The 24,585-nt window shown below is 59.6% G+C and carries 20 protein-coding genes and 1 pseudogene; 9 read left to right on the top strand and 12 right to left on the bottom strand.

The window, feature by feature from the left end:
* Positions 1-33: 33 nt before the first annotated feature.
* The gene (locus tag CWM54_RS01970) at positions 34-840 is read right to left on the bottom strand and encodes an AraC family transcriptional regulator (protein ID WP_100695753.1); all 807 of its coding nucleotides are present in this window, start codon (positions 838-840) and stop codon (positions 34-36) included.
* 283 nt (positions 841-1,123) lie between these two features.
* On the opposite strand from CWM54_RS01970, the gene phoP reads away from it, so the two are divergent.
* The 3 genes from phoP to CWM54_RS01955 all read left to right on the top strand — a co-directional run bounded on the left by phoP (position 1,124) and on the right by CWM54_RS01955 (position 4,468).
* Entirely contained in the window at positions 1,124-1,795 is a 672-nt protein-coding gene (gene phoP, locus CWM54_RS01965) for a two-component system response regulator PhoP (protein WP_004150807.1), read from the top strand.
* Positions 1,795-3,261, top strand: coding sequence for a two-component system sensor histidine kinase PhoQ (phoQ, locus tag CWM54_RS01960; RefSeq protein ID WP_074386309.1), 1,467 nt, complete (start codon positions 1,795-1,797; stop codon positions 3,259-3,261). The genes phoP and phoQ overlap by 1 nt, the downstream gene beginning before the upstream one ends.
* Positions 3,262-3,346: 85 nt before the next feature.
* Positions 3,347-4,468 (top strand): cupin domain-containing protein, encoded by a 1,122-nt coding sequence (locus CWM54_RS01955; protein WP_100695752.1) that lies wholly within the window; start codon positions 3,347-3,349, stop codon positions 4,466-4,468.
* Positions 4,469-4,976: 508 nt separating this feature from the next.
* Here the strand turns inward: CWM54_RS01955 and pepT are convergent.
* Positions 4,977-6,209 carry a peptidase T gene (gene pepT, locus CWM54_RS01945; RefSeq protein WP_074386311.1) on the bottom strand — a complete coding sequence of 411 codons (1,233 nt, stop codon included), beginning with the start codon at positions 6,207-6,209 and terminating at the stop codon, positions 4,977-4,979.
* Between the two features lie 257 nt (positions 6,210-6,466).
* Here pepT and potA point away from each other — a divergent pair, with 257 nt between their 5' ends.
* Genes potA through potD form a run of 4 tightly spaced genes read left to right on the top strand, consistent with a single transcriptional unit; the run spans position 6,467 to position 10,269 of the window.
* A complete protein-coding gene (gene potA / locus CWM54_RS01940; RefSeq protein ID WP_008806021.1) occupies positions 6,467-7,603 on the top strand; it encodes a spermidine/putrescine ABC transporter ATP-binding protein PotA in 1,137 nt (378 codons plus the stop codon).
* Positions 7,587-8,444, top strand: coding sequence for a spermidine/putrescine ABC transporter permease PotB (gene potB / locus CWM54_RS01935; protein ID WP_008806020.1), 858 nt, complete (start codon positions 7,587-7,589; stop codon positions 8,442-8,444). Before potA ends, potB begins: the two co-directional genes overlap by 17 nt.
* On the top strand, positions 8,441-9,226 hold the full coding sequence (potC, locus tag CWM54_RS01930) for a spermidine/putrescine ABC transporter permease PotC (RefSeq protein WP_074386314.1): 786 nt from the start codon (positions 8,441-8,443) through the stop codon (positions 9,224-9,226). Before potB ends, potC begins: the two co-directional genes overlap by 4 nt.
* Complete coding sequence (gene potD / locus CWM54_RS01925; protein WP_016160627.1) at positions 9,223-10,269, top strand: spermidine/putrescine ABC transporter substrate-binding protein PotD; 1,047 nt, start codon at positions 9,223-9,225, stop codon at positions 10,267-10,269. Before potC ends, potD begins: the two co-directional genes overlap by 4 nt.
* Positions 10,270-10,314: 45 nt before the next feature.
* Here the strand turns inward: potD and CWM54_RS01920 are convergent, their stop codons facing one another.
* From CWM54_RS01920 to CWM54_RS28315, 9 genes and pseudogenes are all read right to left on the bottom strand, one after another.
* Complete coding sequence (locus CWM54_RS01920; protein ID WP_100695750.1) at positions 10,315-12,039, bottom strand: aldehyde dehydrogenase family protein; 1,725 nt, start codon at positions 12,037-12,039, stop codon at positions 10,315-10,317.
* A complete protein-coding gene (locus CWM54_RS01915; RefSeq protein ID WP_100695748.1) occupies positions 12,036-13,664 on the bottom strand; it encodes a long-chain fatty acid--CoA ligase in 1,629 nt (542 codons plus the stop codon). The genes CWM54_RS01920 and CWM54_RS01915 overlap by 4 nt, the downstream gene beginning before the upstream one ends.
* A gap of 251 nt (positions 13,665-13,915) precedes the next feature.
* Complete coding sequence (locus CWM54_RS01910) at positions 13,916-14,260, bottom strand: hypothetical protein (RefSeq protein ID WP_100682169.1); 345 nt, start codon at positions 14,258-14,260, stop codon at positions 13,916-13,918.
* Positions 14,261-14,350: 90 nt separating this feature from the next.
* Complete coding sequence (cobB, locus tag CWM54_RS01905; RefSeq protein WP_100682168.1) at positions 14,351-15,181, bottom strand: Sir2 family NAD+-dependent deacetylase; 831 nt, start codon at positions 15,179-15,181, stop codon at positions 14,351-14,353.
* A 14-nt stretch (positions 15,182-15,195) separates the two neighbouring features.
* Positions 15,196-16,107 (bottom strand): N-acetylglucosamine kinase, encoded by a 912-nt coding sequence (gene nagK, locus CWM54_RS01900; protein ID WP_038422335.1) that lies wholly within the window; start codon positions 16,105-16,107, stop codon positions 15,196-15,198.
* A gap of 48 nt (positions 16,108-16,155) precedes the next feature.
* On the bottom strand, positions 16,156-17,400 hold the full coding sequence (gene lolE, locus CWM54_RS01895; protein WP_100682167.1) for a lipoprotein-releasing ABC transporter permease subunit LolE: 1,245 nt from the start codon (positions 17,398-17,400) through the stop codon (positions 16,156-16,158).
* Positions 17,400-18,101 (bottom strand): lipoprotein-releasing ABC transporter ATP-binding protein LolD, encoded by a 702-nt coding sequence (gene lolD, locus CWM54_RS01890; RefSeq protein ID WP_002900798.1) that lies wholly within the window; start codon positions 18,099-18,101, stop codon positions 17,400-17,402. The genes lolE and lolD overlap by 1 nt, the downstream gene beginning before the upstream one ends.
* A complete protein-coding gene (gene lolC, locus CWM54_RS01885; RefSeq protein ID WP_074386606.1) occupies positions 18,094-19,293 on the bottom strand; it encodes a lipoprotein-releasing ABC transporter permease subunit LolC in 1,200 nt (399 codons plus the stop codon). The genes lolD and lolC overlap by 8 nt, the downstream gene beginning before the upstream one ends.
* Positions 19,294-19,435: 142 nt before the next feature.
* Positions 19,436-19,558 (bottom strand): annotated as a pseudogene (locus CWM54_RS28315) (hypothetical protein); the annotation flags it as partial.
* A gap of 39 nt (positions 19,559-19,597) precedes the next feature.
* On the opposite strand from CWM54_RS28315, the gene mfd reads away from it, so the two are divergent.
* Both mfd and ldtC read left to right on the top strand, forming a co-directional pair.
* Positions 19,598-23,044 carry a transcription-repair coupling factor gene (gene mfd, locus CWM54_RS01875; RefSeq protein WP_100682166.1) on the top strand — a complete coding sequence of 1,149 codons (3,447 nt, stop codon included), beginning with the start codon at positions 19,598-19,600 and terminating at the stop codon, positions 23,042-23,044.
* A 163-nt stretch (positions 23,045-23,207) separates the two neighbouring features.
* The gene (gene ldtC, locus CWM54_RS01870; RefSeq protein WP_100695744.1) at positions 23,208-24,167 is read left to right on the top strand and encodes a L,D-transpeptidase LdtC; all 960 of its coding nucleotides are present in this window, start codon (positions 23,208-23,210) and stop codon (positions 24,165-24,167) included.
* A gap of 128 nt (positions 24,168-24,295) precedes the next feature.
* Here ldtC and bhsA read toward each other — a convergent pair whose 3' ends face one another.
* A complete protein-coding gene (gene bhsA / locus CWM54_RS01865) occupies positions 24,296-24,553 on the bottom strand; it encodes a multiple stress resistance protein BhsA (RefSeq protein ID WP_022065354.1) in 258 nt (85 codons plus the stop codon).
* Positions 24,554-24,585: the final 32 nt, after the last annotated feature.

Here is a 24,585-nt window from a genome sequence, read left to right as displayed (position 1 = left end):
TCACGCTTGAACGATTGTGCAACCTGCACCGCGCTAGCCGCGGATCGCCCGCAGCCAGCGGCCCGGAGAGAGACCAAAGCGGCTGATAAACTGGCGTGTCATGTGGCTCTGATCGGCAAAGCCCGCGTCGGCGGCAATATCCACCAGACGATCCCCGGCGCGCATCCGCTGGCGGCAAAAATCGAGCCGGCGCATCATGACGTAACGCCACGGGCTGGTGCCGTACAGCGTTCTGAAATCACGACTCAGGCTCCAGCGGTCCCGGCCGCTCACCTGCGATAAGGTGTCGAGGGTCATATCCTGCATAAAACAGGCATGGATATACTCCCGGGCCCTCTCCGCCGCCTGATAGTCAAATGCCTGGCGACGGGAACGCTGCCCGCCGACCACAGCCAGGGTCTGCGCCAGGTCGTACAGAGCATCCTCTTCCTCCAGCGGCTCGAAGGTGTCCGTGACCGCTTTTAACAACGGCTGCGCGGCGCAACGCAGACGCGGATCCGCCGACAGGCCGCCGGGGATAAACGGCAATGGCCTGCCGCCGAGTATCTTTTGGATCAGCGCCGGTTCGATATAGACCATGCGGTAGTGAAACCCCGCCTCGGTGCCCGCCTCGCCGTCGTGTATTTCGTCCGGGTGAAGCACCATCGTCCCGCCAGGCAGACTGTGCTGTTGCCCGCCGCGATAGTGAAAGCTCTGCACGCCGGCAATCGTCTGGCCGATAGCATAGGTATCATGCCGGTGCGGCTCGTAGCCGTGGCCGCCGAAGAAGGCTTCGATGCGTTCCGTCTGGCTGGGCGACTGCGCCAGCCTGACCCAGTCCGCGCTCTGCTGCTGAGACATAATGGATAACCTGCGGCGTCATTGAGAGGTGATCCCAGCACTATTACACAAAAAATTAACATCACCAACCCGCGCACTGCCCGCGCCCTACCGCTGGGCGTTTGCTGAAATAACGCATAGAATGAAGGAGTTCCATGCACTATGCGCAAAGGGCATCGCCGAAGGCTGCCCTGCCTGGCGGTGTTATGCGCCGATGGTATAAAAAGCTTTATTTAACAGCTGTTTATATTTTGCGTATATAATGAGCGTCAGATTACTATCAACACAGGAAGGGAGAACAGTCATGCGCGTACTCGTGGTTGAGGATAACGCCCTGCTGCGTCACCACCTCAAAGTTCAGCTGCAGGAGCTGGGCCATCAGGTCGATGCGGCGGAAGATGCCAGGGAAGCGGACTACTATCTGGGCGAACATCTCCCGGATATCGCCATCGTCGACCTCGGCCTGCCGGATGAAGACGGACTATCGCTGATCCGCCGCTGGCGCAGCCACGATGTGTCGCTGCCGGTGCTGGTGCTGACCGCCCGCGAAGGATGGCAGGATAAAGTGGAAGTGCTGAGCGCCGGGGCGGATGATTACGTCACCAAGCCATTCCATATTGAAGAGGTTGCCGCCCGCATGCAGGCGCTGCTGCGCCGCAACAGCGGCCTGGCCTCGCAGGTGATCTCCCTGCCGCCGTTCCAGGTCGACCTCTCCCGGCGCGAGCTGTCAGTCAACGATCAGCCGATCAAGCTGACGGCCTTTGAGTACACCATTATGGAAACCCTGATCCGCAACCGCGGCAAAGTGGTCAGCAAAGATTCCCTGATGCTCCAGCTTTACCCGGATGCCGAACTGCGTGAGAGCCATACCATCGACGTACTGATGGGCCGGCTGCGCAAGAAAATTCAGGCTGAATACCCGCAGGACGTCATCACCACGGTGCGCGGCCAGGGCTATCTGTTCGAACTGCGCTGATGAAGGGACTGTTGCGACATATCTTCCCGCTGTCATTACGGGTTCGCTTCCTGTTGGCGACCGCCGGGGTCGTGCTGGTGCTGTCGCTGGCCTATGGCATGGTAGCGCTGGTGGGCTACAGCGTCAGCTTCGATAAAACCACCTTCCGCCTGCTGCGCGGCGAGAGCAATCTCTTCTATATGCTGGCGAAATGGGAGAACGGCGCTATTGACGTCGATATCCCGGAAAACCTGAATATGGAAAGCCCGACGGTGACCCTTATCTACGATGAGAAGGGTAAACTGCTGTGGGCGCAGCGCGATGTCCCCTGGCTGGCGAAACGCATTCAACCGGAATGGCTGAAGAGCAATGGTTTCCATGAGATCGAAGCCGATGTCGACAGCAGTAGCATGCTGCTGCGCAACAACCACGAGATTCAGGAACAGCTGGACGCCATCCGCGAGCAGGGCGACGATTCGGAGATGACCCACTCGGTGGCAATCAACCTCTACCCGGCCACCAGCAAAATGCCCCAGCTCAGCATTGTGGTGGTCGATACCATTCCGGTGGAGCTCAAGCGCAGCTATATGGTGTGGAGCTGGTTTATCTACGTGCTGGCCGCCAACCTGCTGCTGGTGATCCCCCTGCTGTGGGTCGCCGCCTGGTGGAGCCTGCGGCCTATCGAGTCGCTGGCGAAAGAGGTGCGTGAGCTGGAGGAGCACCACCGCGAAAAGCTCAATCCCAACACCACCCGCGAGCTGACCCGGCTGGTCAGCAACCTTAACCGCCTGGTTCGCAGCGAGCGTGAACGCTATGACAAATACCGCACGACCCTCACCGATCTCACCCACAGCCTGAAAACGCCGCTGGCGGTGATGCAGAGTACGCTTCGCTCGCTGCGCGGCGAGAAGATCAGCGTCGACGAGGCGGAGCCGGTGATGCTGGAGCAGATAAGCCGCATTTCGCAGCAGATTGGTTACTATTTGCATCGCGCCAGCATGCGCAGCGGCGGTACCCTGCTGAGCCGGGAACTGCACCCGATCGCCCCCCTGCTCGACAGCCTGACCTCCGCCCTCAACAAGGTCTATCAGCGTAAAGGGGTCAATATCTCGCTCGACATCTCGCCGGAGATCACTTTTGTCGGCGAGCAGAACGATTTTATGGAAGTGATGGGTAACGTTCTCGATAACGCCTGTAAGTACTGTCTGGAGTTCGTGGAAGTTTCCGTGCGCCAAACCACCGACAGCCATCTGCATATTCTGGTGGAAGACGATGGCCCGGGGATCCCGCAGAGCCAACGCCGCGCCGTCTTTGACCGCGGCCAGCGGGCAGATACGCTGCGTCCCGGCCAGGGTGTGGGGCTCTCCGTCGCCCGCGAAATCGTCGAACAATATGACGGGGAGATTATCGCCGGCGAAAGCCTGCTCGGCGGCGCCTGCATGGAGGTGGTGTTTGGCCGCCAGCTGATGGAAGATAAACAGGGTTAATCATTGAGTTTTTTAACGGCGCCTGCATCGCCGGGGCGCCGCATCCGTTATAATCCCTGTCAGACACCTGCAGTGGAATATCAATATGGATTATCAATTAACGCTTAACTGGCCCGACTTTATCGAACGCTACTGGCAAAAACGGCCGGTGGTACTGAAGCGCGGCTTCGCCAATTTTATCGACCCCCTAAGCCCGGACGAACTGGCTGGACTGGCCATGGAGAGCGAGGTCGATAGCCGCCTTGTCAGCCATCAGGATGGAAAATGGCAGGTCAGTCACGGTCCCTTCGAAAGCTACGATCACCTGAGTGAAAACAACTGGTCCCTGCTGGTGCAGGCGGTTAACCACTGGCATGAACCCTCAGCGGCGCTGATGCATCCGTTCCGCGCTCTGCCGGACTGGCGTATCGACGATCTGATGATCTCCTTCTCGGTACCCGGGGGCGGCGTCGGTCCGCATCTGGATCAGTATGATGTGTTTATCATTCAGGGCACCGGCCGTCGGCGCTGGCGCGTCGGGGAAAAGGTGCCGATGAAACAGCACTGCCCGCATCCGGACCTGCTGCAGGTTGACCCCTTCGAGGCGATCATCGATGAAGAGATGGAGCCGGGCGATATTCTTTATATTCCGCCAGGATTCCCGCATGAGGGGTATTCGCTGGAAAACTCGCTCAACTATTCGGTCGGCTATCGCGCGCCGAATGCCCGCGAGCTGTTCAGCGGCTTTGCCGACTACGTTCTCCAGCGCGAACTGGGCAGCCAGCGCTACGCCGATCCGGACGTGCCGTCCCGCGACCATCCGGCGGATATTTTACCCGTCGAACTCGACCGCCTGCGCGAGATGATGTTGGGGCTGATTAACCAACCAGAGCACTTTAAACAGTGGTTCGGCGAGTTTATCACCCAGTCGCGTCATGAGCTCGACGTCGCGCCGCCGGAGCCGCCGTATCAGCCAGATGAAATTTACGATGCCCTGCAGCAGGGCGACACGCTGGAACGGCTGGGCGGCCTGCGGGTGCTGCGCATTGACGGCGAGGTGTTCGTCAATGGTGAGAAGATCAACTCCCCGCACCGCCCGGCGCTGGACGCCTTAGCCACCCATCTGACACTGCGTTCCGACCATTTTGGCGATGCGCTGGAGGATCCTTCTTTCCTCGCCATGCTGGCAGCGCTGGTCAACAGCGGCTACTGGTTCTTTGGCGACTGAGCCATCATCCTGCCCGGCGGCGCTGCGCTTGCCGGGCCTACAAACAGCACGATTTCCGTAGCTCCTGTATCGGTTTGCAACGGTTTCGACCCGGGAAAAACGTTTGTTCTGTGTTATTTCCGAGCAGATTGCGCTCCCAATATGTATTCTGCGTTATGTCACTCATGAAGTAGGGAGCGCACAGGGGGCGGCCAGTCGCCGCCGCCCCCTGTACCCCCGGGCTCCGACCAGCAAAATCGCCACTTCGTGGTGCCTTCGACTTATCCCTGCAGGCTTCGGGTCGGGCCGAGGCAGCGTCCATGCAAAACACGGCCCTCAGCCCGCATCCATGCGGGCTGCCCCTGCCTTCCGGGAACGTCTCAGCGATTTTGAGGCCGCCAACACCGGCAGTTTCAGTCGCGCAAGTGGGTAAATTAGCATCAGATCGCACGAGTCGTAGACCGGATAAGGCGAAGCCGCCATCCGGCATCTTGGGCGACAAGCAGAATGACCGGCCTGGTTGCGAAGGCTATTTCCCTTTTCTTGCCGCCGTCAGCTCGGCGATACGTACGATCACCTGCACCGCCTTCTCCATCCCTTCCAGGGTGACAAACTCATGTTTGCCATGATAGTTGTAGCCGCCGGTAAACAGGTTCGGGCACGGCAGGCCCATAAACGAGAGCTGCGCGCCGTCGGTGCCACCGCGGATCGGCTTCATTTGCGGTTCAATATCGCAGTCCACCATCGCCTGGCGGGCAATATCGACCACATGTGGATGGGCGATCACCTGCTCATGCATGTTGTAATAACTGTCCTCGATTACCAGCTCGATATAGCAGTCCGGGTGCAGCCCCTTGCCGACCTTTTTGGCGATTTCCATCATCTTGCGTTTACGCGCCTCAAAGTGCTTGCGGTCAAAATCGCGGATGATGTAGTGCATCTCGGCCCGATCCACGCTGCCTTTGATGCTGGTGAGGTGATAAAAGCCTTCATAACCTTCGGTGGTCTCCGGCGCCTCATCGGCCGGCACTTCGGCATGAATGCGCGCGGCCAGCGACAGCGCGTTGACCATCACCCCTTTTGCGGTGCCGGGATGCACGTTATTGCCGACAATCTTAATGGTCACCGAGGCGGCGTTGAAGTTTTCAAACTCCAGTTCCCCCACGCCACCGCCGTCGACGGTATAGGCCCAGCGGGCGTCAAAGGCCTCGACATCGAAATGCTTCGCCCCTTTTCCGACCTCTTCATCCGGGGTGAAGGCCACGCGGATATCGCCGTGGGGGATGTTTTTCGCCTGCAGGGTCGCCAGCGCGGTCATGATCTCGGCGATGCCGGCCTTGTCGTCCGCCCCCAGCAGCGTTTTCCCGTCGGTGGTGATCAGCGTCTGCCCCAAAAGCTGATGCAGAACCGGGAACATCACCGGGGAGAGCACCTCATCGCCGATGCCCAGCGCGATATCACCGCCGCGATAGTTTTCGACAATCTGCGGATTAACGTTTTTACCGCTGAAATCCGGGGAAGTATCGACGTGAGAGATAAAGCCGATGGCCGGGATATCGCCCTCCACGTTGGCGGGCAGGGTTCCCATTACCGTCCCTTTTTCACTCAGCGTTACCTTGACCAGTCCCATTTCTTCCAGCTGCGCCTGCAACAGGCGTAACAGCTTCCACTGCCCTTCCGTGCTGGGGACCTGACGAACGCCAGGCTTCGACTGCGTGTCCAAAGAAACGTACTGCAAAAAACGCTCAAGCAATTTATCCATGTAGCCACCCTCTTCTTTTGTGACAACATTATTCATAAGCCAGAAAAGACAAATATTGCGTCAGGTCATTCTTAGCCCGTAAAGCGAAATTTAATAACGGAACCGACGTTATGGTGTAAAGGTAGACTATGCAGGCGTATCAAGGATTGGCGATTACCCTCGTTTGCCGTAGAATGCTGGCCCTTATTAAAAACGTGCAACCCCAAAGGTGGTTAATCACAAACCCCGCAGCGGTCGGAAGTTTCCGTTGCGTCTACATGGGACAGAGTCAAAAATTGAATATACAACCGCGTTCGCGTTCGCCGCTGGTGCAACTGGCGGGAATTCGCAAGAGCTTTGATGGTAAAACGGTCATCGATAACCTTAACCTGACCATCAACAATGGTGAGTTTCTCACCCTGCTTGGCCCCTCTGGCTGCGGTAAAACCACCGTTCTGCGCCTTATCGCCGGCCTGGAAAACGTCGACAGCGGACGGATCCATCTCGAAGATCACGATATCACCCATGTCCCGGCGGAAAACCGCCACGTCAATACCGTCTTTCAAAGCTACGCCCTGTTTCCGCATATGACGGTATTCGAGAACGTCGCCTTTGGCCTGCGGATGCAGAAAACCCCGGCCGCGGAAATCACCCCGCGGGTTCTGGATGCCTTAAAGATGGTGCAGCTGGAAGACTTTGCCCAGCGCAAACCGCACCAGCTCTCCGGCGGCCAGCAGCAGCGCGTGGCCATCGCCCGCGCGGTGGTTAACAAACCGCGCCTGCTGCTGCTCGATGAATCCCTTTCGGCGCTGGATTACAAGTTGCGCAAGCAGATGCAGAACGAACTGAAAGCGCTGCAGCGTAAGCTCGGGATCACCTTCGTCTTCGTGACCCACGATCAGGAAGAGGCCCTGACCATGTCCGATCGCATCGTGGTCATGCGCGATGGCAAAATCGAACAGGACGGCACCCCGCGAGAGATCTACGAAGAGCCGAAAAACCTGTTCGTCGCCAGCTTTATCGGCGAGATCAATATCTTCGACGCCACCGTGATCGAGCGCCTCGACGAGCAGCGCGTGCGCGCCAGTGTCGAAGGACGGGAGTGCAATATCACCGTCAATTTTGCCGTGGAGGCCGGCCAGCGTCTGCACGTCCTGCTGCGCCCGGAAGATCTGCGCGTCGATGAGATCCACCACAACAGCGACGCCGACGGCCTGATCGGCTATGTGCGCGAGCGTAACTATAAGGGGATGACCCTTGAGTCGGTGGTGGAGCTGGAAAACGGCAAAATGGTGATGGTCAGCGAGTTCTTTAACGAAGACGACCCGGATTTCGACCACTCTCTTGACCAGAAAATGTCTATCAATTGGGTGGAGAGCTGGGAGGTGGTGCTGGCCGATGAAGAACTCCAGTAAATTCCAGAATGTGGTGATCGCCACCATCGTCGGTTGGCTGGTGCTGTTTGTCTTCCTGCCCAACCTTATGATCATCGCCACCAGCTTTCTGACCCGCGACGACGCCAACTTCGTCAAGCTGGTCTTCACGCTGGACAACTACTCGCGGCTGCTGGATCCGCTCTACTACGACGTGCTGCTGCATTCGCTGAACATGGCGCTGCTGGCGACCCTCGCCTGCCTGGCGCTGGGCTACCCATTTGCGTGGTTCCTTGCCCGGCTGCCGCAGAAGGTGCGCCCTCTGCTGCTGTTTCTGCTGATCGTCCCCTTCTGGACCAACTCGTTGATCCGTATTTACGGGCTGAAGATTTTCCTCAGTACCAAAGGCTATCTGAACGAGTTCCTGCTGTGGTTAGGGGTGATCGACACGCCGATACGCATTATGTTCACCCCCTCGGCGGTGATTATCGGTCTGGTGTATATCCTGCTGCCGTTTATGGTGATGCCGCTCTACTCCAGCATTGAGAAACTGGATCGCCCGCTGCTGGAAGCGGCGAAAGATCTCGGCGCCAGCAAGCTGCAGACCTTTATCCGCATTATCATCCCGCTGACCATGCCGGGGATCATCGCCGGCTGTCTGCTGGTGATGCTGCCGGCGATGGGGCTGTTCTACGTTTCCGACCTGATGGGCGGCGCCAAGAACCTGCTGATCGGCAACGTGATCAAGAGTCAGTTCCTGAATATTCGCGACTGGCCGTTCGGCGCGGCAACCAGCATTACCTTAACCCTGGTGATGGGCCTGATGCTGTTGATTTACTGGCGCGCGGCGCGCCTGCTGAATAAAAAAGTGGAGCTGGAATGATTGGTCGACTGCTGCGCGGCGGCTTTATGACCGCCATCTACGCGTATCTCTACATCCCTATTATTATTCTGATCGTTAACTCGTTTAACCGGTCGCGCTTTGGTATCAACTGGCAAGGGTTCACCACCGACTGGTATAGCCTGCTGATGAACAACGATAGCCTGCTGCAGGCCGCACAGCACTCCCTGACCATGGCGGTGCTGTCGGCGACCTTCGCCACCCTTATCGGCTCGCTGACCGCCGTGGCGCTGTACCGCTACCGCTTTCGCGGCAAACCGTTTGTCAGCGGCATGCTGTTTGTGGTGATGATGTCGCCCGATATTGTCATGGCCATCTCCCTGCTGGTGCTGTTTATGCTGATTGGTATTCAGCTTGGTTTCTGGTCGCTGCTGTTTTCGCATATCACCTTCTGCCTGCCGTTTGTGGTGGTCACCGTGTTCTCCCGGCTGAAGGGCTTTGATGTGCGGATGCTGGAGGCAGCGAAAGATCTCGGTGCCAGTGAGATGACCATCCTGCGCAAAATCATCCTGCCACTGGCGATGCCAGCGGTGGCTGCCGGATGGCTGCTGAGCTTCACCCTGTCGATGGATGACGTGGTGGTCTCTTCGTTCGTGACCGGTCCGGGGTATGAAATCCTGCCGCTGAAGATCTATTCAATGGTCAAGGTTGGCGTTTCGCCTGAGGTGAACGCCCTGGCCACGATTCTGTTGGTTCTGTCGCTGGTGATGGTCATCGCCAGTCAGTTAATTGCACGTGATAAAACTCAGGGGACGTTAAAATGAAAAAATGGTCACGCCACCTGCTCGCAGCCGGCGCTCTGGCAATCGGCATGGGCGCCGCGCACGCGGACGATAGCAAAACGCTCTATTTCTATAACTGGACCGAATACGTACCGCCGGGCCTGCTGGAGCAGTTCACCAAAGAGACCGGCATCAAGGTTATCTATTCGACCTACGAGTCGAACGAAACCATGTACGCCAAGCTCAAGACCTATAAAGACGGCGCGTACGACCTGGTCGTCCCGTCGACCTACTTCGTCGACAAGATGCGCAAAGAAGGCATGCTGCAGAAGATCGACAAGAGCAAGCTGACTAACTTCAGCAACCTCGATCCGCAGATGCTGAACAAACCGTTCGATCCGAATAACGACTACTCCATCCCCTATATCTGGGGGGCGACGGCTATCGGCGTCAACAGCGACGCTATCGATCCGAAAACCATCACCAGCTGGGCCGACCTGTGGAAGCCGGAATACAAAAGCAGCCTGCTGCTGACCGACGACGCGCGCGAGGTGTTCCAGATGGCGCTGCGTAAGCTGGGCTATTCCGGCAACACCACCGACCCGAAAGAGATTGAAGCCGCCTATAACGAGCTGAAAAAACTAATGCCTAACGTCGCGGCGTTTAACTCCGATAACCCGGCGAACCCGTATATGGAAGGCGAAGTGAACCTCGGGATGGTATGGAACGGCTCGGCTTACGTCGCCCGCCAGGCCGGTACCCCTCTGGAAGTGATCTGGCCGAAAGAAGGTGGCATCTTCTGGATGGATAGCCTGTCGATCCCGGCGAATGCCAAAAACGTCGACGGCGCGCTGAAGCTGATTAACTTCCTGCTGCGCCCGGATGTCGCCAAACAGGTCGCGGAAACCATCGGCTACCCCACGCCAAACCTGGCGGCACGCAAAATGCTCAGCCCGGCAGTGGCCAACGATAAATCGCTCTATCCGGACGCTGCGACCATTGAGAAAGGCGAATGGCAGAATGACGTCGGCAGCGCCAGCGCCATTTATGAAGAGTATTACCAGAAGCTGAAAGCGGGCCGCTAATCCCGCAGGGCGGAACCGCGGTTCCGCCTTTTTTTTGCTCTCACCTTATCCCCTCAGCGCGCGCCAGAGGATCGCCGGCAGCTTGCGCCACCGCGGCCGATGATAAAAATCCACCAGCTTCTGCGCCACCGCTTCCTGCCCCCGGTGGGTAATAAACCAGGGCGGTAGGGGCATCAGCGTCAGTTCGCCATGCCATAGACTGCGCGGAAACGGCCGAAACGGCGCCTCAATCACCGTGCGCTCGGTTTTCTCCAGCATGAAGCTGTTATGCACCTTGCCCCGCCCGCTCTGAATATCGTCGAGCGTGTGGCCGGGAAACGCGCCCCACGGGCAGGGGGCTAACAGGAAGGCCACCCCGCTCCAGCAGTTGATCGCCACCGTGCCGTAACGCAGCTCAGCGATTAACGCGTTAAAACGCTTACGTCCAATCGCTTTACGGGTGCGCGGGTGGATCACAATATTGGCCCCCAGCGTACCCTGCAGCCGCTGATTCGCATAGCCGATCGCCTGGCGCAGAAAGCTTTCCGCGCTGTCGGCCTCAAGACGAGTGACCGACAGCCCCGGGCCAAAGACCTCCTGCTGACAGAACGCCGGGTCATCCTCGGTGTTCGCCACAATCAACGGCATCGCGTCGCCACGCGCTATCTCCAGCGGCTGACGGGCGTGCAGGCGAAAGTCGGTCAGCCGTTTTTCAGCGCCGGGGTAGTAGTCCGGACGGGTGTTCGCGGCGATCAGCCGGTACAGCTGATTCAGCAAACCCGTCGCTGGCTCCCAGCCCTGCTGCAGGATCAGCACCTGGCTGGCCACGCAGTTAAACCCGCCGTTGTTCATCTTCTGCGTCGCCAGCTGCTGCGCCTGAAAAGCGATATCCGCCTCGCTCCACGGCCCGGGAACGATAATGGTGGGACTGACGCCGCCCAGCTCCGAGGTCACCCGACGCGGGTTCAGCGGCGTCCCGGCGGCCCGACGCTGGCGAGCCGCTTCACCGTCGCCCCAGACGATGACGTCATGGGTCTCGCGGGAGCCGGTGATATGGATCTCATCGACGGCGGGATGGGTGGTCAGCCACGCTCCCGCCTGGGCGTCGCCGGTGACGATGCGGAGCGCATCCATGGCAATCAGCGGCGCCAGGGCCTGGGCCAGCAGATCGTGCAGATAATCATTAACCGGGTTGAGCTTCAGCAGGCAGACCTGATTTTCAATAAACAACTTGTGTAGCACATCTAGTGGCGCAATGGAGGCCACATTGCCGGCGCCAAGCACCAGCGCCAGCTTGCCCTGCCGCGCGGCCGGCGGGATGTCGTATGCCCGCGCCGCATAGCGGTCGAGATGGGCCCGGGTGACGCCTGGCTGCATCCATATCTCAGCGCGAACACCAGACAGCAACAGTCGATCCCAGAGCGTGCCGGGCACCACCCGCAGCGCCAGGCGGCCGTCCGCCAGCGTCCGCAGCGGGATCCGCCGCAGAAAGGTCTTCTCTTCCAGCTGCTCCAGGGTGGCGATGAGCCCGTTGCAGCCGACCATTAGCGCGCAGGGGCCCGCCAGCCACTCCTCCCCCGCCAGCGGATCGCCCGCCGGCAGCCCTTTGGCCGCCGCCGCGGCGGCCACCCACGCCGGGGCAATACCAGCCAGGGCATCCTTGATCTGGCGCAGGAGCGCCAGACGACGGTTCACCGAGGTTTCCGCCCAACGCTGGCGTGCCGCCGACAAGGCGTGCAGGGCAGCATCATACTGAGAACAGGTCGTCAGACCGGGTCGCGCATGGCTCATTTTCCCTCACTCATTAAAATCTCTCCATAGGCCTGGCGCAGTTGATTTTTGAGCACCTTACCCGTGGCGCTGACCGGTAGCGCGTCGACAAATATCACCCGGTCCGGGATCTGCCACTTTGGCACCCGCTTCTCGAACCAGGTCAGCAGATCGGTCTCTTCCACTTCGCCCCCTTCCGCGCGAACGCACAGCAGCACCGGCCGCTCGTCCCAGCGCGGATGACGGGCTGCGATGGCCGCCGCGCTGCGCACCGCCGGATGCGCGATGGCGATATTCTCCAGCTCAACGGTGGAGATCCACTCGCCACCGGACTTGATAATATCCTTTGCCCGATCGCAGATCACCAGATAACCATTGGCGTCGAGCGTACCGATATCGCCGGTATCAAACCAGCCTCCCGCGGTCAGGGCGCTCGCGTCCTGACCATAGTACTGCTCCACCACCCAGTGCCCTCTGACCTGCAGATACCCCTGACTTTGACCATCCCGGGGCAACGGTTCGCCATCCACGTCCACTACCTGCAGTTCGATGCCGAATATGGGCCGCCCCTGACCGGCGCGCTGCTTTTGCTGCTCCTGTACCGGGAGCGCGTCATGTTTGCTCAACGGCGTGTTGATGGTGCCAATGGGCGATGTTTCGGTCATTCCCCAGGCGTGGGTCAGCGCAATGCCGTAATCACGCTGAAAGGCCTCGGCCATCGACGGCGGCAGCGCGGAGCCGCCGACCAGCGCACGTTTAAATTCAGGTAGCCGGACGTCTGTCCGGCGCATCGCCGCCAGCAAGCCGGCCCAGATCACCGGCACGCCAAACCCCACCGTTACCTTCTCGGCGGCCAGCAGCTGCAGCAGGCTGTCGCCATCGAGGTGCGGCCCCGGCAGTACCAGCCGCGCGCCGACCATGGCGGCGATAAACGGCGTCCCCCACGCGTTGACATGGAACATCGGCACCACCGGCAACAGGCTGTCCTTCGCCGATATGCCGGCGGCGTCCGGCTGGTTACCGCTCAGGGCATGCAGGACCAGCGAACGATGGGTATTCAACACCCCTTTCGGCCGGCCGGTGGTCCCCGAGGTGTAGCAGAGCGAAGCTGGGGTCAGTTCATTGAGTGTCGGCCAGCGATAGTCTGCCATCCCCTGCTGCAACAGATCGTCAAAAAACAGCAGAGAGGGCAGCTGGCTGAGCGCCGCTTCGCTGCGGGGTTCCATCAGCACGACGTGTTTCACCATCGGCAGCTGCGGCAGTAGTTGTACCACCAGTGGCAGAAAGGTCTGGTCAAAAAACAGCACTTCGTCGGCAGCGTCGTTGAGGATATACCGCAGATGGTCAACCGACAGCCGCGGGTTGACAGTGTGTGTCACCCAGCCGCCGGAGGCGACGGCAAAATAGATCTCCAGGTGGCGGCGATTGTTCCATGCCAGGGTAGCGCAGCGGGCGCCTGGCGGCAGCCCCAGCGTCGCCAGCGCCGACGCCAGCCGCTGAGCGCGGCTGGCCACCTCCCCCCAGCTGCTGCGCTCCTTCTCACCGCCGGCACCCACCGAGACAATCTCGGTCTCGCTGTGATATTGCGCCGCATGGCCGAGCAGCGCGGCAGTGGTGAGATCCTGATAAATCATCGGTGACGGCATTACGGGGTCTCCTTTACAGACTTCCGACAGGGAACAGGGTCGCGGCGCGATCGTGCGGGCGCCTATTGAATCTGGTCTACATTTGCCGGTCTGCACAAAAAAACGTACAGAAATCAGCGGTCACGCACAAAATAGAGTGGGAAATGGTTCAGGAGGGAGAAGACGAACTCATGACCGGAAGATCATTACTCAGAGAGCGTATCGCCCGGCAGCGGGCCGGGCGATAGCGTGCGTGGCGCAGCGGAAAACGATCAGCGTCGTCCACCGTCGCGCTGGCCTTTGCCCTTCTCTTTTTCGGCTCGCTGTATCAAAAAATCATCAATGATGCCGACAACCCAGTTGAGAGGTTTCCACAGCACCACCAGCAGCAGCAACGGGCCGTATATTCGCACAACGCCCGTCGCGAACCCGCCTGTCAACAGCAGGGCTAAAATATCCAGCAGCAGACCCAACGCGCTGCCGATGCTGATGAGATAGCACAGTATGAAAAGGATCGGCCGACTATCGGCGTGTAGCGGTAAAGCACGCTGGCTCCAGACGCCAACGATAATGGCCGCGATCAACATGATCGCTTCGATAACCAGCGGATTATGCATGGTCTGACTCCTGTCATGACGTGACATCCTTGTCAGCAGCGCTGCCGGAAGCAGTGGCCAGGGTCCTGGCTACCGGCAGGCGGCTTCAGTTTACAGCGGGTTTTCCTGCAGCAGCTTATCGATAAAGGCCGGCACCACTTCGCTTGCCAGCCCGTAGTGCTTCTCGGCAAACTCGCTGCCCACCTGGCTGGGCTCCAGGTTCAGCTCTACCGTATGGGCGCCGTGCAGCCGCGCCTCGTGCACAAAGCCAGCCGCCGGATAGACATGGCCGGAGGTACCGATGGCGATAAAAATATCCGCGTCGGCCAGCGCGCTGTAGATCTCGTCCATCCCCAGCGGCATCTCGCCAAACCAGACTACGTGCGGACGCAGCGCCGCCGGGAACTGGCAACAGTGGCATTTGTCCTCACCGGTGACGTCGCCGGTCCACTCCAGTACCTGGCCGCTCCACGAACAGCGCACCTTCAACAGCTCGCCGTGCATATGGATCACCCGGCGGTTGCCGGCGCGCTCGTGCAGATTATCGATATTCTGGGTGACCAGCAGGAAATGGTCGCCCAGCAGATCTTCCAGACGCGCCAGCGCCAGATGCGCCGCGTTCGGCGCGATTTCCGGACTCTGCAACTGACGACGACGGGCGTTGTAGAACGCCTGCACCAGCGCCGGATCGCGGGCGAAGCCTTCCGGCGTCGCCACATCTTCCACCCGATGCTCTTCCCACAGGCCATCGGCCGCGCGGAAGGTTTTGATCCCCGACTCCGCCGATATGCCCGCGCCGGTTAACACCACCACTCTCGGTTTTGCCATCGCTTCAGGTTTCATCCTGTCCTCCCTAAAGAAAATCCGCTGACGCAGACGGTCACGCAACCGACGTTTATTGCGACGAAAACGGCTCAATCGATGTAAACGGCGCGACTGCATAGCTACCTCTGTGATTAATGGGTCAGATGAAGGAAGGCCGCACCGCGCATTCCCCCGGCATCGCCGTGGCGCGCGCGCTCAATGCGCGGAACCCTGGCGACCGGCAGAAGATGGCGCGGCAATCGTTGCGCCAGCCCTTCGCTAATGGCCGTAAAGTTAGATAATCCACCGCCGAGCACCAGTAAATCCGGGTCGACAATGGTCAGTATATTCCCCAGACACACCGCCAGCAGATCGAGATAGCGCTCAACGTGCGCCTGGGCGCGCGGATCGTGCTGCTGCCACTGCGCCACTATCTCCGGCGAGGAGAGCGGGTGCTGGTAAAAATGTTCGTACAGCCAGGCGAAACCGCGGCCGGAGAGATAATTTTCAATGCAGCCCAGCTGGCCGCAGCCGCAGCGCAGCAGCGGAAAATCGCGCCCGACCACCTCCAGGGCATCCACCGGCAGGCGAATATGGCCGAACTCGCCGGTGATATAGCTATGTCCGGTAATCGATTTACCATTCAACACCAGGCCGCCGCCCACGCCGGTGCCGAGGATCAGCCCCATCACCAGCGGGTATTGCGTAAACTCATCGTCCCACGCTTCAGACAGCGCAAAACAGTTAGCGTCATTATCGAGGCGCACATCGCGCCCCAGCCGCGCGCTAAGGTCGGCGCGCAGCGGCCGGCCGCTGGCGGCTGGCACGTTAGCGGCATACAGCGTGCCGTCTGCCGTTTCCGGCATCCCCGGGATACCGATCCCGACCGACCCCTGCTGGTCGAAGCGCTCATCGGCCTCGCGGACCAGCGCCTCCACCGCCTGGAGAAAATCCTCATAACTGCTTTTCGGCGTGGCGACGCGTTTTTCCCACTGCAGTCGCCGCTCCTGATTAAATACGCCCAGCGCTATCTTGCTGCCGCCAATGTCAAATCCATAATACATTTCAGCAATTCCTCTTGTGTCGTCAGCAAAGCCGACGATGACGATAAATTACTGGCCACTCAGCACCCTCGCCGGGTCGATGCGGCTGGCGCGGCGGGCGGGATACCAGCTGGCCAGCAAACTCAGCAACAGTGCCGTCACCAGCACATAAAAGACGTCCAGCCAGTGCAGTTCTGACGGCAGGAAGTCAATAAAATAGATGTCGCCGGAGAGGAATTTATGCCCAATCAGGTATTCGATGCCGTTGATGATTGACGTTAGGTTCAACGCGCAGATCACGCCGATCACTACCCCGAACAGGCTGCCTACCGATCCGGCTAATAAACCATACCACACGAAAATCGCGCGAATTAAGCCGTCTTTTGCGCCAAGCGTGCGCAGCACCGCAATATCGCCGCTTTTGTCTTTGACCGCCATCACCAGCGTCGAGACGATGTTAAAGCAGGCCACGCCGATCACCAGCACCATCGCCAGGTACATAATGGCGCGGATCATCTGGATGTCGCGATACATATAGCCATAGGTACCGATCCAGCTCTTAATGTAGACGTAGCTGTTGGTCACCTCGCCGGCGTCGCGCACCAGCTTGTTCGCGTGGAAAACGTCGGTGACCTTGATGGCGATGCCGGTCACGCTGCTGCCCATCTCCAGGTACTGCTGCGCATCCTGCATCGGGATCATGGCAAAACTATGATCGAGCTGGCCGCTCAGCTGTAAAATTCCGGTCACATGCAGCCTGACGCGTTTTGGCTGCAGCAGCTGATGATCGGCGTCGGCATTAGGGATCATGATCGACACCCAGTCCCCCTGCTTCACGTGCAGCGCATCGGCGACCCCTTTACCCAGAATCACCTGCTGTTCACCAGCCTTGAATCCGGCCCACGCGTTATTCTGCACGAAGGTAGGCAGCGCGCTGAGCCGGGTTTCCTGCTGCGGATCAACGCCTTTCACCTGGATGGCGCGCATATTACTGCCGCTCTCCACCAGGCCGGTGAAGTTAATATAGGGCGCTGCCGAGACAATCCCCTTCACCTTCTGCACCTTCGCCAGCGCTTCCTGCCAGTTATTCCACGGCTGGTTCACGGGTTCGATTTCACCGTGCGGCACCACCGCCAGCACGCGGTTATTCAGCTCACGTTCAAAACCGTTCATCGCGCTGAGGCCGACGATCAGCACCGCCACCCCCAGCGCAATGCCGATGGTGGAGATCACCGAGATCAGCGATACCATGCCGCCGCGCCGCCGTCCGCGGCTGAAACGCAATGCAATCAGTAACGATAACGGAGACGCCATTACTCGGCCCCCATCAGGGTCAGGTCGGCGGTCAGACGGCCATCACGCATCTCCAGCTGGCGGCTCATCCGTTTCGCCAGCTGCAGGTCGTGGGTCACCACCAGAAACGCGGTGCGCTGCGCGACGTTCAGTTCGCCCAGCAGCTGGAAGATGCTGTCGGCGTTGCGAGCGTCGAGATTACCGGTCGGTTCATCCGCCAGCACCAGCCGCGGTTTATTCACCAGCGCGCGGGCAATCGCCACCCGCTGGCGTTCGCCGCCGGAGAGCTCCGACGGACGGTGATGGCTGCGGTGTTCAAGCCCGACCGCCTGCAGCATTGCTTTCGCCTGGCGTTCAATGTCCGCCGGCTTCTTTTTACCAATCAGCAGCGGCATCGCCACGTTTTCCAGCGCGCTAAAGTCTGGCAGCAGATGGTGGAACTGATAGATAAAGCCCAGCTCGCGGTTACGCAGGTCGGCGCGCGCGGCGGTGGAGAGTTTACTCATCGGCTGGCCAGAGAAGATAACGTCGCCAGAGGTGGGCGTATCCAGGCCGCCGAGCAGATGCAGCAGCGTACTTTTGCCAGAGCCGGAGGTGCCGACAATGGCCATCATCTCGCCTTCACCAATGCTGAAGCTGACATTGTGCAGGACATCGGTTTGCACATTGCCTTCCTGATAGCGTTTGCACAGGTTGTCGCATTGCAGCAGGATCTTATTCATAACGTAAAGCCTCAGCGGGTTGGGTGGCGGCAGCGCGCCAGGAAGGGTACAACGTAGACAACAAGGCCAGCACCATCGCCACCAGGGCGATAACAATAACCTGCAGCGGCTCAATCGCCACCGGCAGCGCCGCGCCGTCAAGGAAGGCGCCGATGATCGGCATTAAATTATTCAACTGGCTGGCGAGCAGCGCGCCAAGCGCGGCTCCCAACAGCGCACCGACGATCCCGGCGCTGGCGCCCTGCACCATAAAGACGGCCATAATCTGCCGCGGCGTCAGCCCCTGGGTCTGCAGGATCGCCACTTCGCCCTGCTTCTCCATCACCATCATCCCCAGCGAGGTAATAATGTTGAAGGCCGCGACGGCGACGATCAGGCTGAGCAGCAGGCCCATCATATTTTTCTCCATGCGCACCGCCTGGAACAGTTCGCCCTTGCGCTCGCGCCAGTCCTGCCACTGGGTACCCGGCGGCAGCGTCTGCTGACTCAGGGTGTCGACCTGCAGCGGTTTATCCAGCCACAGGCGCCAGCCGGTGATATTCCCCAGCGGGTAGCGCATTAAACGAGAGGCGTCGTCGATGTTGGTCAGCATCTGATAGCCATCGACTTCGCTGTTGGCGGCGAAGGTGCCGATGACCGTGAACAGACGCTGGCTCGGCACGCGGCCCATTGGCGTAAACTGACTGGCGGAAGGAACCATTACGCGAATTTGATCGCCACGATTAACCCCCAGCTGGCCCGCCAGCTGTTCGCCAAGAATGACGTTATATTTGCCCGCCTGCAGATCGCTCTGTTTGACGTTTACCAGGTACGGGGTCAGGGGATCGTTCTGCGCCGGATCAATGCCCAGCATGACCCCGACCGCCACGCTGCGCGCGCTCTGCAGGACGACGTCACCGGTCGTGATCGGCGCCACGCGGGTCACCCCCTGGAGTTTCGCCTCGCGCTCCGGCAGTTGCTGAGGGTTCACCGAGCCCTGTTTGGCGCTAAGAATGGCCTGCGGCATCAGCCCCAGGATGTTGTTTTGCAGCTCGCGTTCAAAGCCGTTCATCACCGACAGGACCGTCACCAGCGCCATTACGCCAAGCGTAATGCCGATGGTTGAGAGCCAGGAGACGAAACGACCGAAGCGGTCGGCTGCGCGCCCGCGCATATAGCGCAGGCCGATAAAGAGTGCGGCAGGTTGGTACATGTCATCCATCTGGTTGCTGATAGCCGATGCCCGAGTATATAAGCGAATACGGGCAGCGTAAATGACTGATACCTGACGACTTTATTAGCAATAATCCTAAAAACCAAGCAAATACAATCGGATAGATAAGACCTTGCTGATATATCTTTACGCTTATCCGCGACCCGGATGTTTCTTCAACCAACACCTGATGGCAATTCGGGTTGGCGAATCCAGACCAATCGCGGATAATCTCACTATTGAATATCAGCGAGTTGCCCTCCATATCGGCAGAGCGAATCCCCAAGAGACCATGAAACCGTCTATGCCTGAACAATATCGATACTCATTGCCGGCCAAAGCCGGTGATCTGCGCCAGCTTGGCGAGTTGACCGGCGCGGCCTGCGCTACCCTGGTGGCAGAGATGGCCGAACGCCACAAGGGCCCGGTGGTGCTGGTGGCACCTGACATGCAAAACGCGCTGCGCCTGAACGACGAGATCAGGCAGTTCACCGACAGCATGGTGATGGGGCTGGCTGACTGGGAAACACTCCCCTACGACAGCTTCTCGCCGCACCAGGACATCATCTCCTCCCGTCTTGCCACCCTTTACCAGTTACCCACCATGCAGCGCGGCGTACTGATCGTCCCGGTCAACACCCTGATGCAGCGTGTCTGTCCGCACAGCTTCCTCCACGGGCACGCGCTGGTGATGAAAAAAGGCCAGCGCCTGTCGCGCGATGCGCTGCGCGATCAGCTGGAGGGCGCCGGCTACCGCCATGTCGATCAGGTGATGGAGCACGGCGAATATGCTACCCGCGGCGCGCTGCTCGACCTGTTCCCGATGGGCAGCGATCAGCCCTACCGCCTCGATTTCTTTGACGATGAAATCGACAGCCTGCGCCTGTTCGACGTCGACAGCCAGCGCACGCTGGAGGAAGTGGCGGCCATTAACCTGCTGCCAGCGCATGAGTTTCCCACCGACCAGACCGCCATCGAGCTGTTCCGCAGCCAGTGGCGCGACCGTTTTGAGGTGAAGCGCGATGCCGAGCATATCTATCAGCAGGTCAGTAAAGGGACACTGCCTGCCGGTATCGAATATTGGCAGCCGCTGTTCTTCAGCGAGCCGCTGCCGCCGTTATTTAGCTATTTCCCGGCCAGCACGCTGATCGTCAACACCGGCGATCTCGAGGCCAGCGCGGAACGTTTCCAGAATGAAGCCCGCGCTCGCTTTGAAAACCGCGGCGTCGATCCGATGCGCCCGCTCCTGCCGCCGGAACTGCTGTGGCTGCGCAGCGATGAGTTGTTCGGCGAACTGAAAAAATGGCCGCGCGTACAGCTGAAAACCGAGCACCTGGCGGACAAAGCGGCGAATACCAATCTGGGCTACCAGACGCTGCCGGACCTCGCCGTGCAGGCACAAAACAAAGCGCCGCTGGATAATCTGCGCCGCTTCCTCGAGTCCTTTAGCGGCCCGGTGATTTTCTCGGTGGAAAGCGAGGGTCGCCGTGAAGCGCTGAGCGAAATGCTGGCGCGGATAAAAATTGCGCCAAAACACGTGCTGCGTCTGGAAGAGGCCACCGGCAATGGCCGCTATCTGATGATTGGCGCCGCCGAGCACGGGTTTATTGACAGCCAGCGCGGCCTGGCGCTGATTTGCGAAAGCGACCTGCTCGGTGAGCGCGTGGCGCGCCGTCGGCAGGATTCACGCCGCACTATCAACCCTGACATCCTCATTCGCAACCTTGCCGAACTGCATATCGGCCAGCCGGTTGTCCATCTGGAGCACGGCGTGGGCCGCTATGCGGGAATGACCACCCTGGAAGCCGGCGGCATCACCGGCGAATACCTGATGCTGACCTACGCCAACGATGCCAAGCTATACGTTCCGGTATCCTCCCTGCATCTTATCAGCCGTTACGCCGGCGGGGCGGAAGAGAACGCGCCCCTGCACAAGCTGGGCGGCGATGCCTGGACCCGGGCGCGACAAAAAGCGGCTGAGAAAGTACGCGACGTGGCGGCAGAGCTGCTGGATATCTACGCCCAGCGCGCGGCGAAGGCGGGCTTTGCCTTTAAACACGACCGCGAACAGTATCAGCTGTTCTGCGACGGCTTCCCGTTTGAAACCACGCCGGATCAGGCGCAGGCGATTAACGCCGTCCTCAGCGATATGTGCCAGCCGCTGGCGATGGACCGCCTGGTGTGCGGCGATGTGGGCTTCGGTAAGACCGAAGTGGCTATGCGCGCCGCCTTCCTCGCCGTGGAGAACCACAAGCAGGTGGCGGTGCTGGTGCCGACCACCCTGCTGGCTCAGCAGCACTATGACAACTTCCGCGATCGCTTCGCCAACTGGCCGATACGCATCGAAATGCTCTCCCGCTTCCGCAGCGCTAAAGAGCAGGCGCAGATCCTCGAACAGGCCGCGGAAGGCAAAATCGATATCTTAATCGGCACCCATAAGTTGTTGCAGAGCGAAGTGAAGCTGCGCGATCTGGGGCTGCTGATCGTCGACGAAGAGCACCGCTTTGGCGTTCGTCACAAAGAACGCATCAAAGCGATGCGCGCCGATGTCGATATCCTGACCCTCACCGCCACGCCGATCCCGCGGACGCTGAACATGGCGATGAGCGGGATGCGCGATTTGTCGATTATCGCCACACCGCCGGCGCGCCGTCTGGCGGTGAAGACCTTCGTTCGTGAATACGACGCCCTGGTCGTGCGCGAGGCGATCCTGCGCGAAACGCTGCGCGGCGGCCAGGTCTACTATCTGTTTAATGACGTCGAAAACATCCAGAAAGCCGCCGACAAGCTGGCGGAGCTGGTGCCGGAGGCGCGGATCGCCATCGGTCACGGTCAGATGCGGGAGCGCGAACTGGAGCGGGTGATGAATGATTTCCATCACCAGCGCTTCAATGTGCTGGTATGTACCACCATCATTGAGACCGGGATCGACATCCCCACCGCCAATACGATCATCATCGAACGCGCCGACCATTTTGGCCTCGCGCAGTTGCACCAGCTGCGCGGCCGCGTTGGTCGTTCACATCACCAGGCCTATGCCTGGCTGCTGACGCCGCATCCGAAAGCGATGACCACCGATGCGCAAAAGCGCCTCGAAGCCATTGCGTCGCTGGAAGATCTCGGCGCCGGCTTTGCGCTGGCGACCCACGATCTGGAAATTCGCGGCGCCGGGGAACTGCTCGGCGAAGATCAGAGCGGCCAGATGGAAACCATCGGTTTCTCTCTGTATATGGAGCTGCTGGAGAACGCAGTCGATGCGCTGAAAGCCGGACGCGAACCCTCGCTGGAAGATCTCACCAGCCAGCAAACGGAAGTTGAACTGCGCATGCCTTCCCTGCTGCCTGACGATTTCATCCCCGACGTCAATACGCGCCTGTCGTTCTATAAACGGATTGCCAGCGCGAAAAATGAACTCGAACTGGAGGAGATCAAAGTCGAGCTGATCGATCGTTTTGGCCTCCTGCCCGATGCCGCGCGCAACCTGCTGGATATTGCCCGTCTGCGTCAGCAGGCGCAGAAACTGGGGATCCGCAAACTGGAAAGCAACGAAAAAGGCGGCGTGGTCGAGTTCAACGAGAAAAACAACGTCAATCCGGTGTGGTTAATCGGCCTGCTGCAAAAGCAGCCGCAGCACTTCCGGCTGGACGGGCCGACGCGCCTGAAATTCATGCAGGATCTTGAAGAGCGTAAAACGCGGATGGACTGGGTTCGCCAGTTTATGCGTCAGCTGGAAGAGAACGCCGTCGCCTGACTGGCAGGAGATACGGCCCCCGAGCCGTATCTCCCTTCCTACATACCTGGCAATCTTTACAAACATTTTGCAATCCGCCTGGATTTCCCCACACAGACTCACGCCATAATCTCATCTGCTTTTCATATAAAAATAACCACTTATATATTTTGGAGTTATGGTAATGAGAAACCGTTTCCCCGTTACGCTCTGGCTGGCGCTGGTCGCGCTGGTCGCCGCGCTGGCACTGCCCGCGCGCGCCAACACCTGGCCCCTTCCCCCGCCGGGCAGCCGGCTGGTAGGTCAGAATACGTTCCATGTGGTGCAGGATAACGGCGGTTCGCTGGAGGCGATTGCCAAAAAGTACAATGTCGGCTTTCTGGCCCTGCTGCAGGCCAATCCCGGGGTTGACCCCTATGTTCCCCGCGCCGGCAGCGTGCTGACCATCCCCCTGCAGACGCTGCTGCCCGATGCGCCGCGTGAAGGGCTGGTGATTAACCTCGCCGAACTGCGCCTCTACTATTACCCACCGGGTAAGAATGAAGTGACCGTCTACCCGATCGGCATCGGCCAGCTGGGCGGAACCACCATCACACCGACGATGGTCACGACCGTGTCCGACAAGCGGGCCAATCCGACCTGGACGCCAACCGCTAACATTCGCGCCCGCTACAAGGCAATGGGAATTGAGCTGCCGGCGGTGGTGCCTGCCGGTCCTGACAACCCGATGGGCCATCACGCCATCCGCCTCGCCGCCTATGGCGGAGTCTATCTCCTGCACGGCACCAATGCCGATTTCGGCATTGGCATGCGCGTCAGCTCCGGCTGCATTCGTCTGCGCGACAATGATATTAAGGCGCTGTACAACGCCATCTCGCCAGGCACTAAGGTGAATATTATCAACACGCCAATCAAGGCGTCGGTAGAGCCGGATGGTCGCCGTCTGGTTGAGGTCCATCAGCCGCTGTCTGAGCATATCGACGACGACCCGCAGACCCTGCCCATTACGCTTAACGCGGCTATGACTGAGTTCAAACAGGCGCCGCAGACCGACGGGACGGTGATGGAGCGTGCGATGCATTACCGCTCGGGCATGCCCATTGACGTCACCCGTCATTTCGCGCCAGGCCCGCAGTCGATGTAGTCTCATGTTGCAGAAAACAAAAAACCCGCCTGATGGCGGGTTTTTTGTTGGCAAGGGTCAAACAGGGGTACAACAGGGTCTTACTCATCGCTGTCCGGTGAAGGGGGCCGGGCAGCGACGCATCGGGCTTACTTGTAGATAACGGCGGTACCGTGAAGGGTATTCGGACCGGTTACCGAAGTAATACGGAATGAGGTGGCGCCCATCTCTTCTGCTTTCTGCGCCAGCTGGTCTTCCAGCGAGCCCAGGTTGGTCCCGGCAGAAGCAGAGATGGTGCCTACTTTATGCTGACCCGCTGGGGTGGACTGCACCTCAACAGCGGCAAAGCTGGCGAAAGAGAGTGAGCTAAGAACGGCGGCAATAGCCAGAGTATTAACGGTTTTCATGATTATTATACCTGTGCAGATGAATTTTTTAG

Source organism: Klebsiella sp. D-Nf1, from assembly GCF_002810515.1.
GTDB classification, from domain to species: domain Bacteria; phylum Pseudomonadota; class Gammaproteobacteria; order Enterobacterales; family Enterobacteriaceae; genus Klebsiella; species Klebsiella variicola.
Note: the sequence above shows the minus strand (reverse complement) of the source record. Positions and strands in the feature narration are given on the sequence as shown.

Excerpts from the sequence above, each read along its gene's own strand:
- cobB (WP_100682168.1), bottom strand. The coding sequence starts at position 15,181 with ATGCAGTCGCGCCGTTTACATCGATTGAGCCGTTTTCGTCGCAATAAA.
- lolD (WP_002900798.1), bottom strand. The coding sequence starts at position 18,101 with ATGAATAAGATCCTGCTGCAATGCGACAACCTGTGCAAACGCTATCAG.
- nagK (WP_038422335.1), bottom strand. The coding sequence starts at position 16,107 with ATGTATTATGGATTTGACATTGGCGGCAGCAAGATAGCGCTGGGCGTA.
- potC (WP_074386314.1), top strand. The coding sequence starts at position 8,441 with ATGATTGGTCGACTGCTGCGCGGCGGCTTTATGACCGCCATCTACGCG.
- CWM54_RS01910 (WP_100682169.1), bottom strand. The coding sequence starts at position 14,260 with ATGCATAATCCGCTGGTTATCGAAGCGATCATGTTGATCGCGGCCATT.
- pepT (WP_074386311.1), bottom strand. The coding sequence starts at position 6,209 with ATGGATAAATTGCTTGAGCGTTTTTTGCAGTACGTTTCTTTGGACACG.
- CWM54_RS01970 (WP_100695753.1), bottom strand. The coding sequence starts at position 840 with ATGTCTCAGCAGCAGAGCGCGGACTGGGTCAGGCTGGCGCAGTCGCCC.
- phoQ (WP_074386309.1), top strand. The coding sequence starts at position 1,795 with ATGAAGGGACTGTTGCGACATATCTTCCCGCTGTCATTACGGGTTCGC.
- potB (WP_008806020.1), top strand. The coding sequence starts at position 7,587 with ATGAAGAACTCCAGTAAATTCCAGAATGTGGTGATCGCCACCATCGTC.
- mfd (WP_100682166.1), top strand. The coding sequence starts at position 19,598 with ATGCCTGAACAATATCGATACTCATTGCCGGCCAAAGCCGGTGATCTG.
- CWM54_RS01955 (WP_100695752.1), top strand. The coding sequence starts at position 3,347 with ATGGATTATCAATTAACGCTTAACTGGCCCGACTTTATCGAACGCTAC.
- potA (WP_008806021.1), top strand. The coding sequence starts at position 6,467 with ATGGGACAGAGTCAAAAATTGAATATACAACCGCGTTCGCGTTCGCCG.
- ldtC (WP_100695744.1), top strand. The coding sequence starts at position 23,208 with ATGAGAAACCGTTTCCCCGTTACGCTCTGGCTGGCGCTGGTCGCGCTG.
- phoP (WP_004150807.1), top strand. The coding sequence starts at position 1,124 with ATGCGCGTACTCGTGGTTGAGGATAACGCCCTGCTGCGTCACCACCTC.
- CWM54_RS01915 (WP_100695748.1), bottom strand. The coding sequence starts at position 13,664 with ATGCCGTCACCGATGATTTATCAGGATCTCACCACTGCCGCGCTGCTC.
- potD (WP_016160627.1), top strand. The coding sequence starts at position 9,223 with ATGAAAAAATGGTCACGCCACCTGCTCGCAGCCGGCGCTCTGGCAATC.
- CWM54_RS01920 (WP_100695750.1), bottom strand. The coding sequence starts at position 12,039 with ATGAGCCATGCGCGACCCGGTCTGACGACCTGTTCTCAGTATGATGCT.
- lolE (WP_100682167.1), bottom strand. The coding sequence starts at position 17,400 with ATGGCGTCTCCGTTATCGTTACTGATTGCATTGCGTTTCAGCCGCGGA.
- lolC (WP_074386606.1), bottom strand. The coding sequence starts at position 19,293 with ATGTACCAACCTGCCGCACTCTTTATCGGCCTGCGCTATATGCGCGGG.
- bhsA (WP_022065354.1), bottom strand. The coding sequence starts at position 24,553 with ATGAAAACCGTTAATACTCTGGCTATTGCCGCCGTTCTTAGCTCACTC.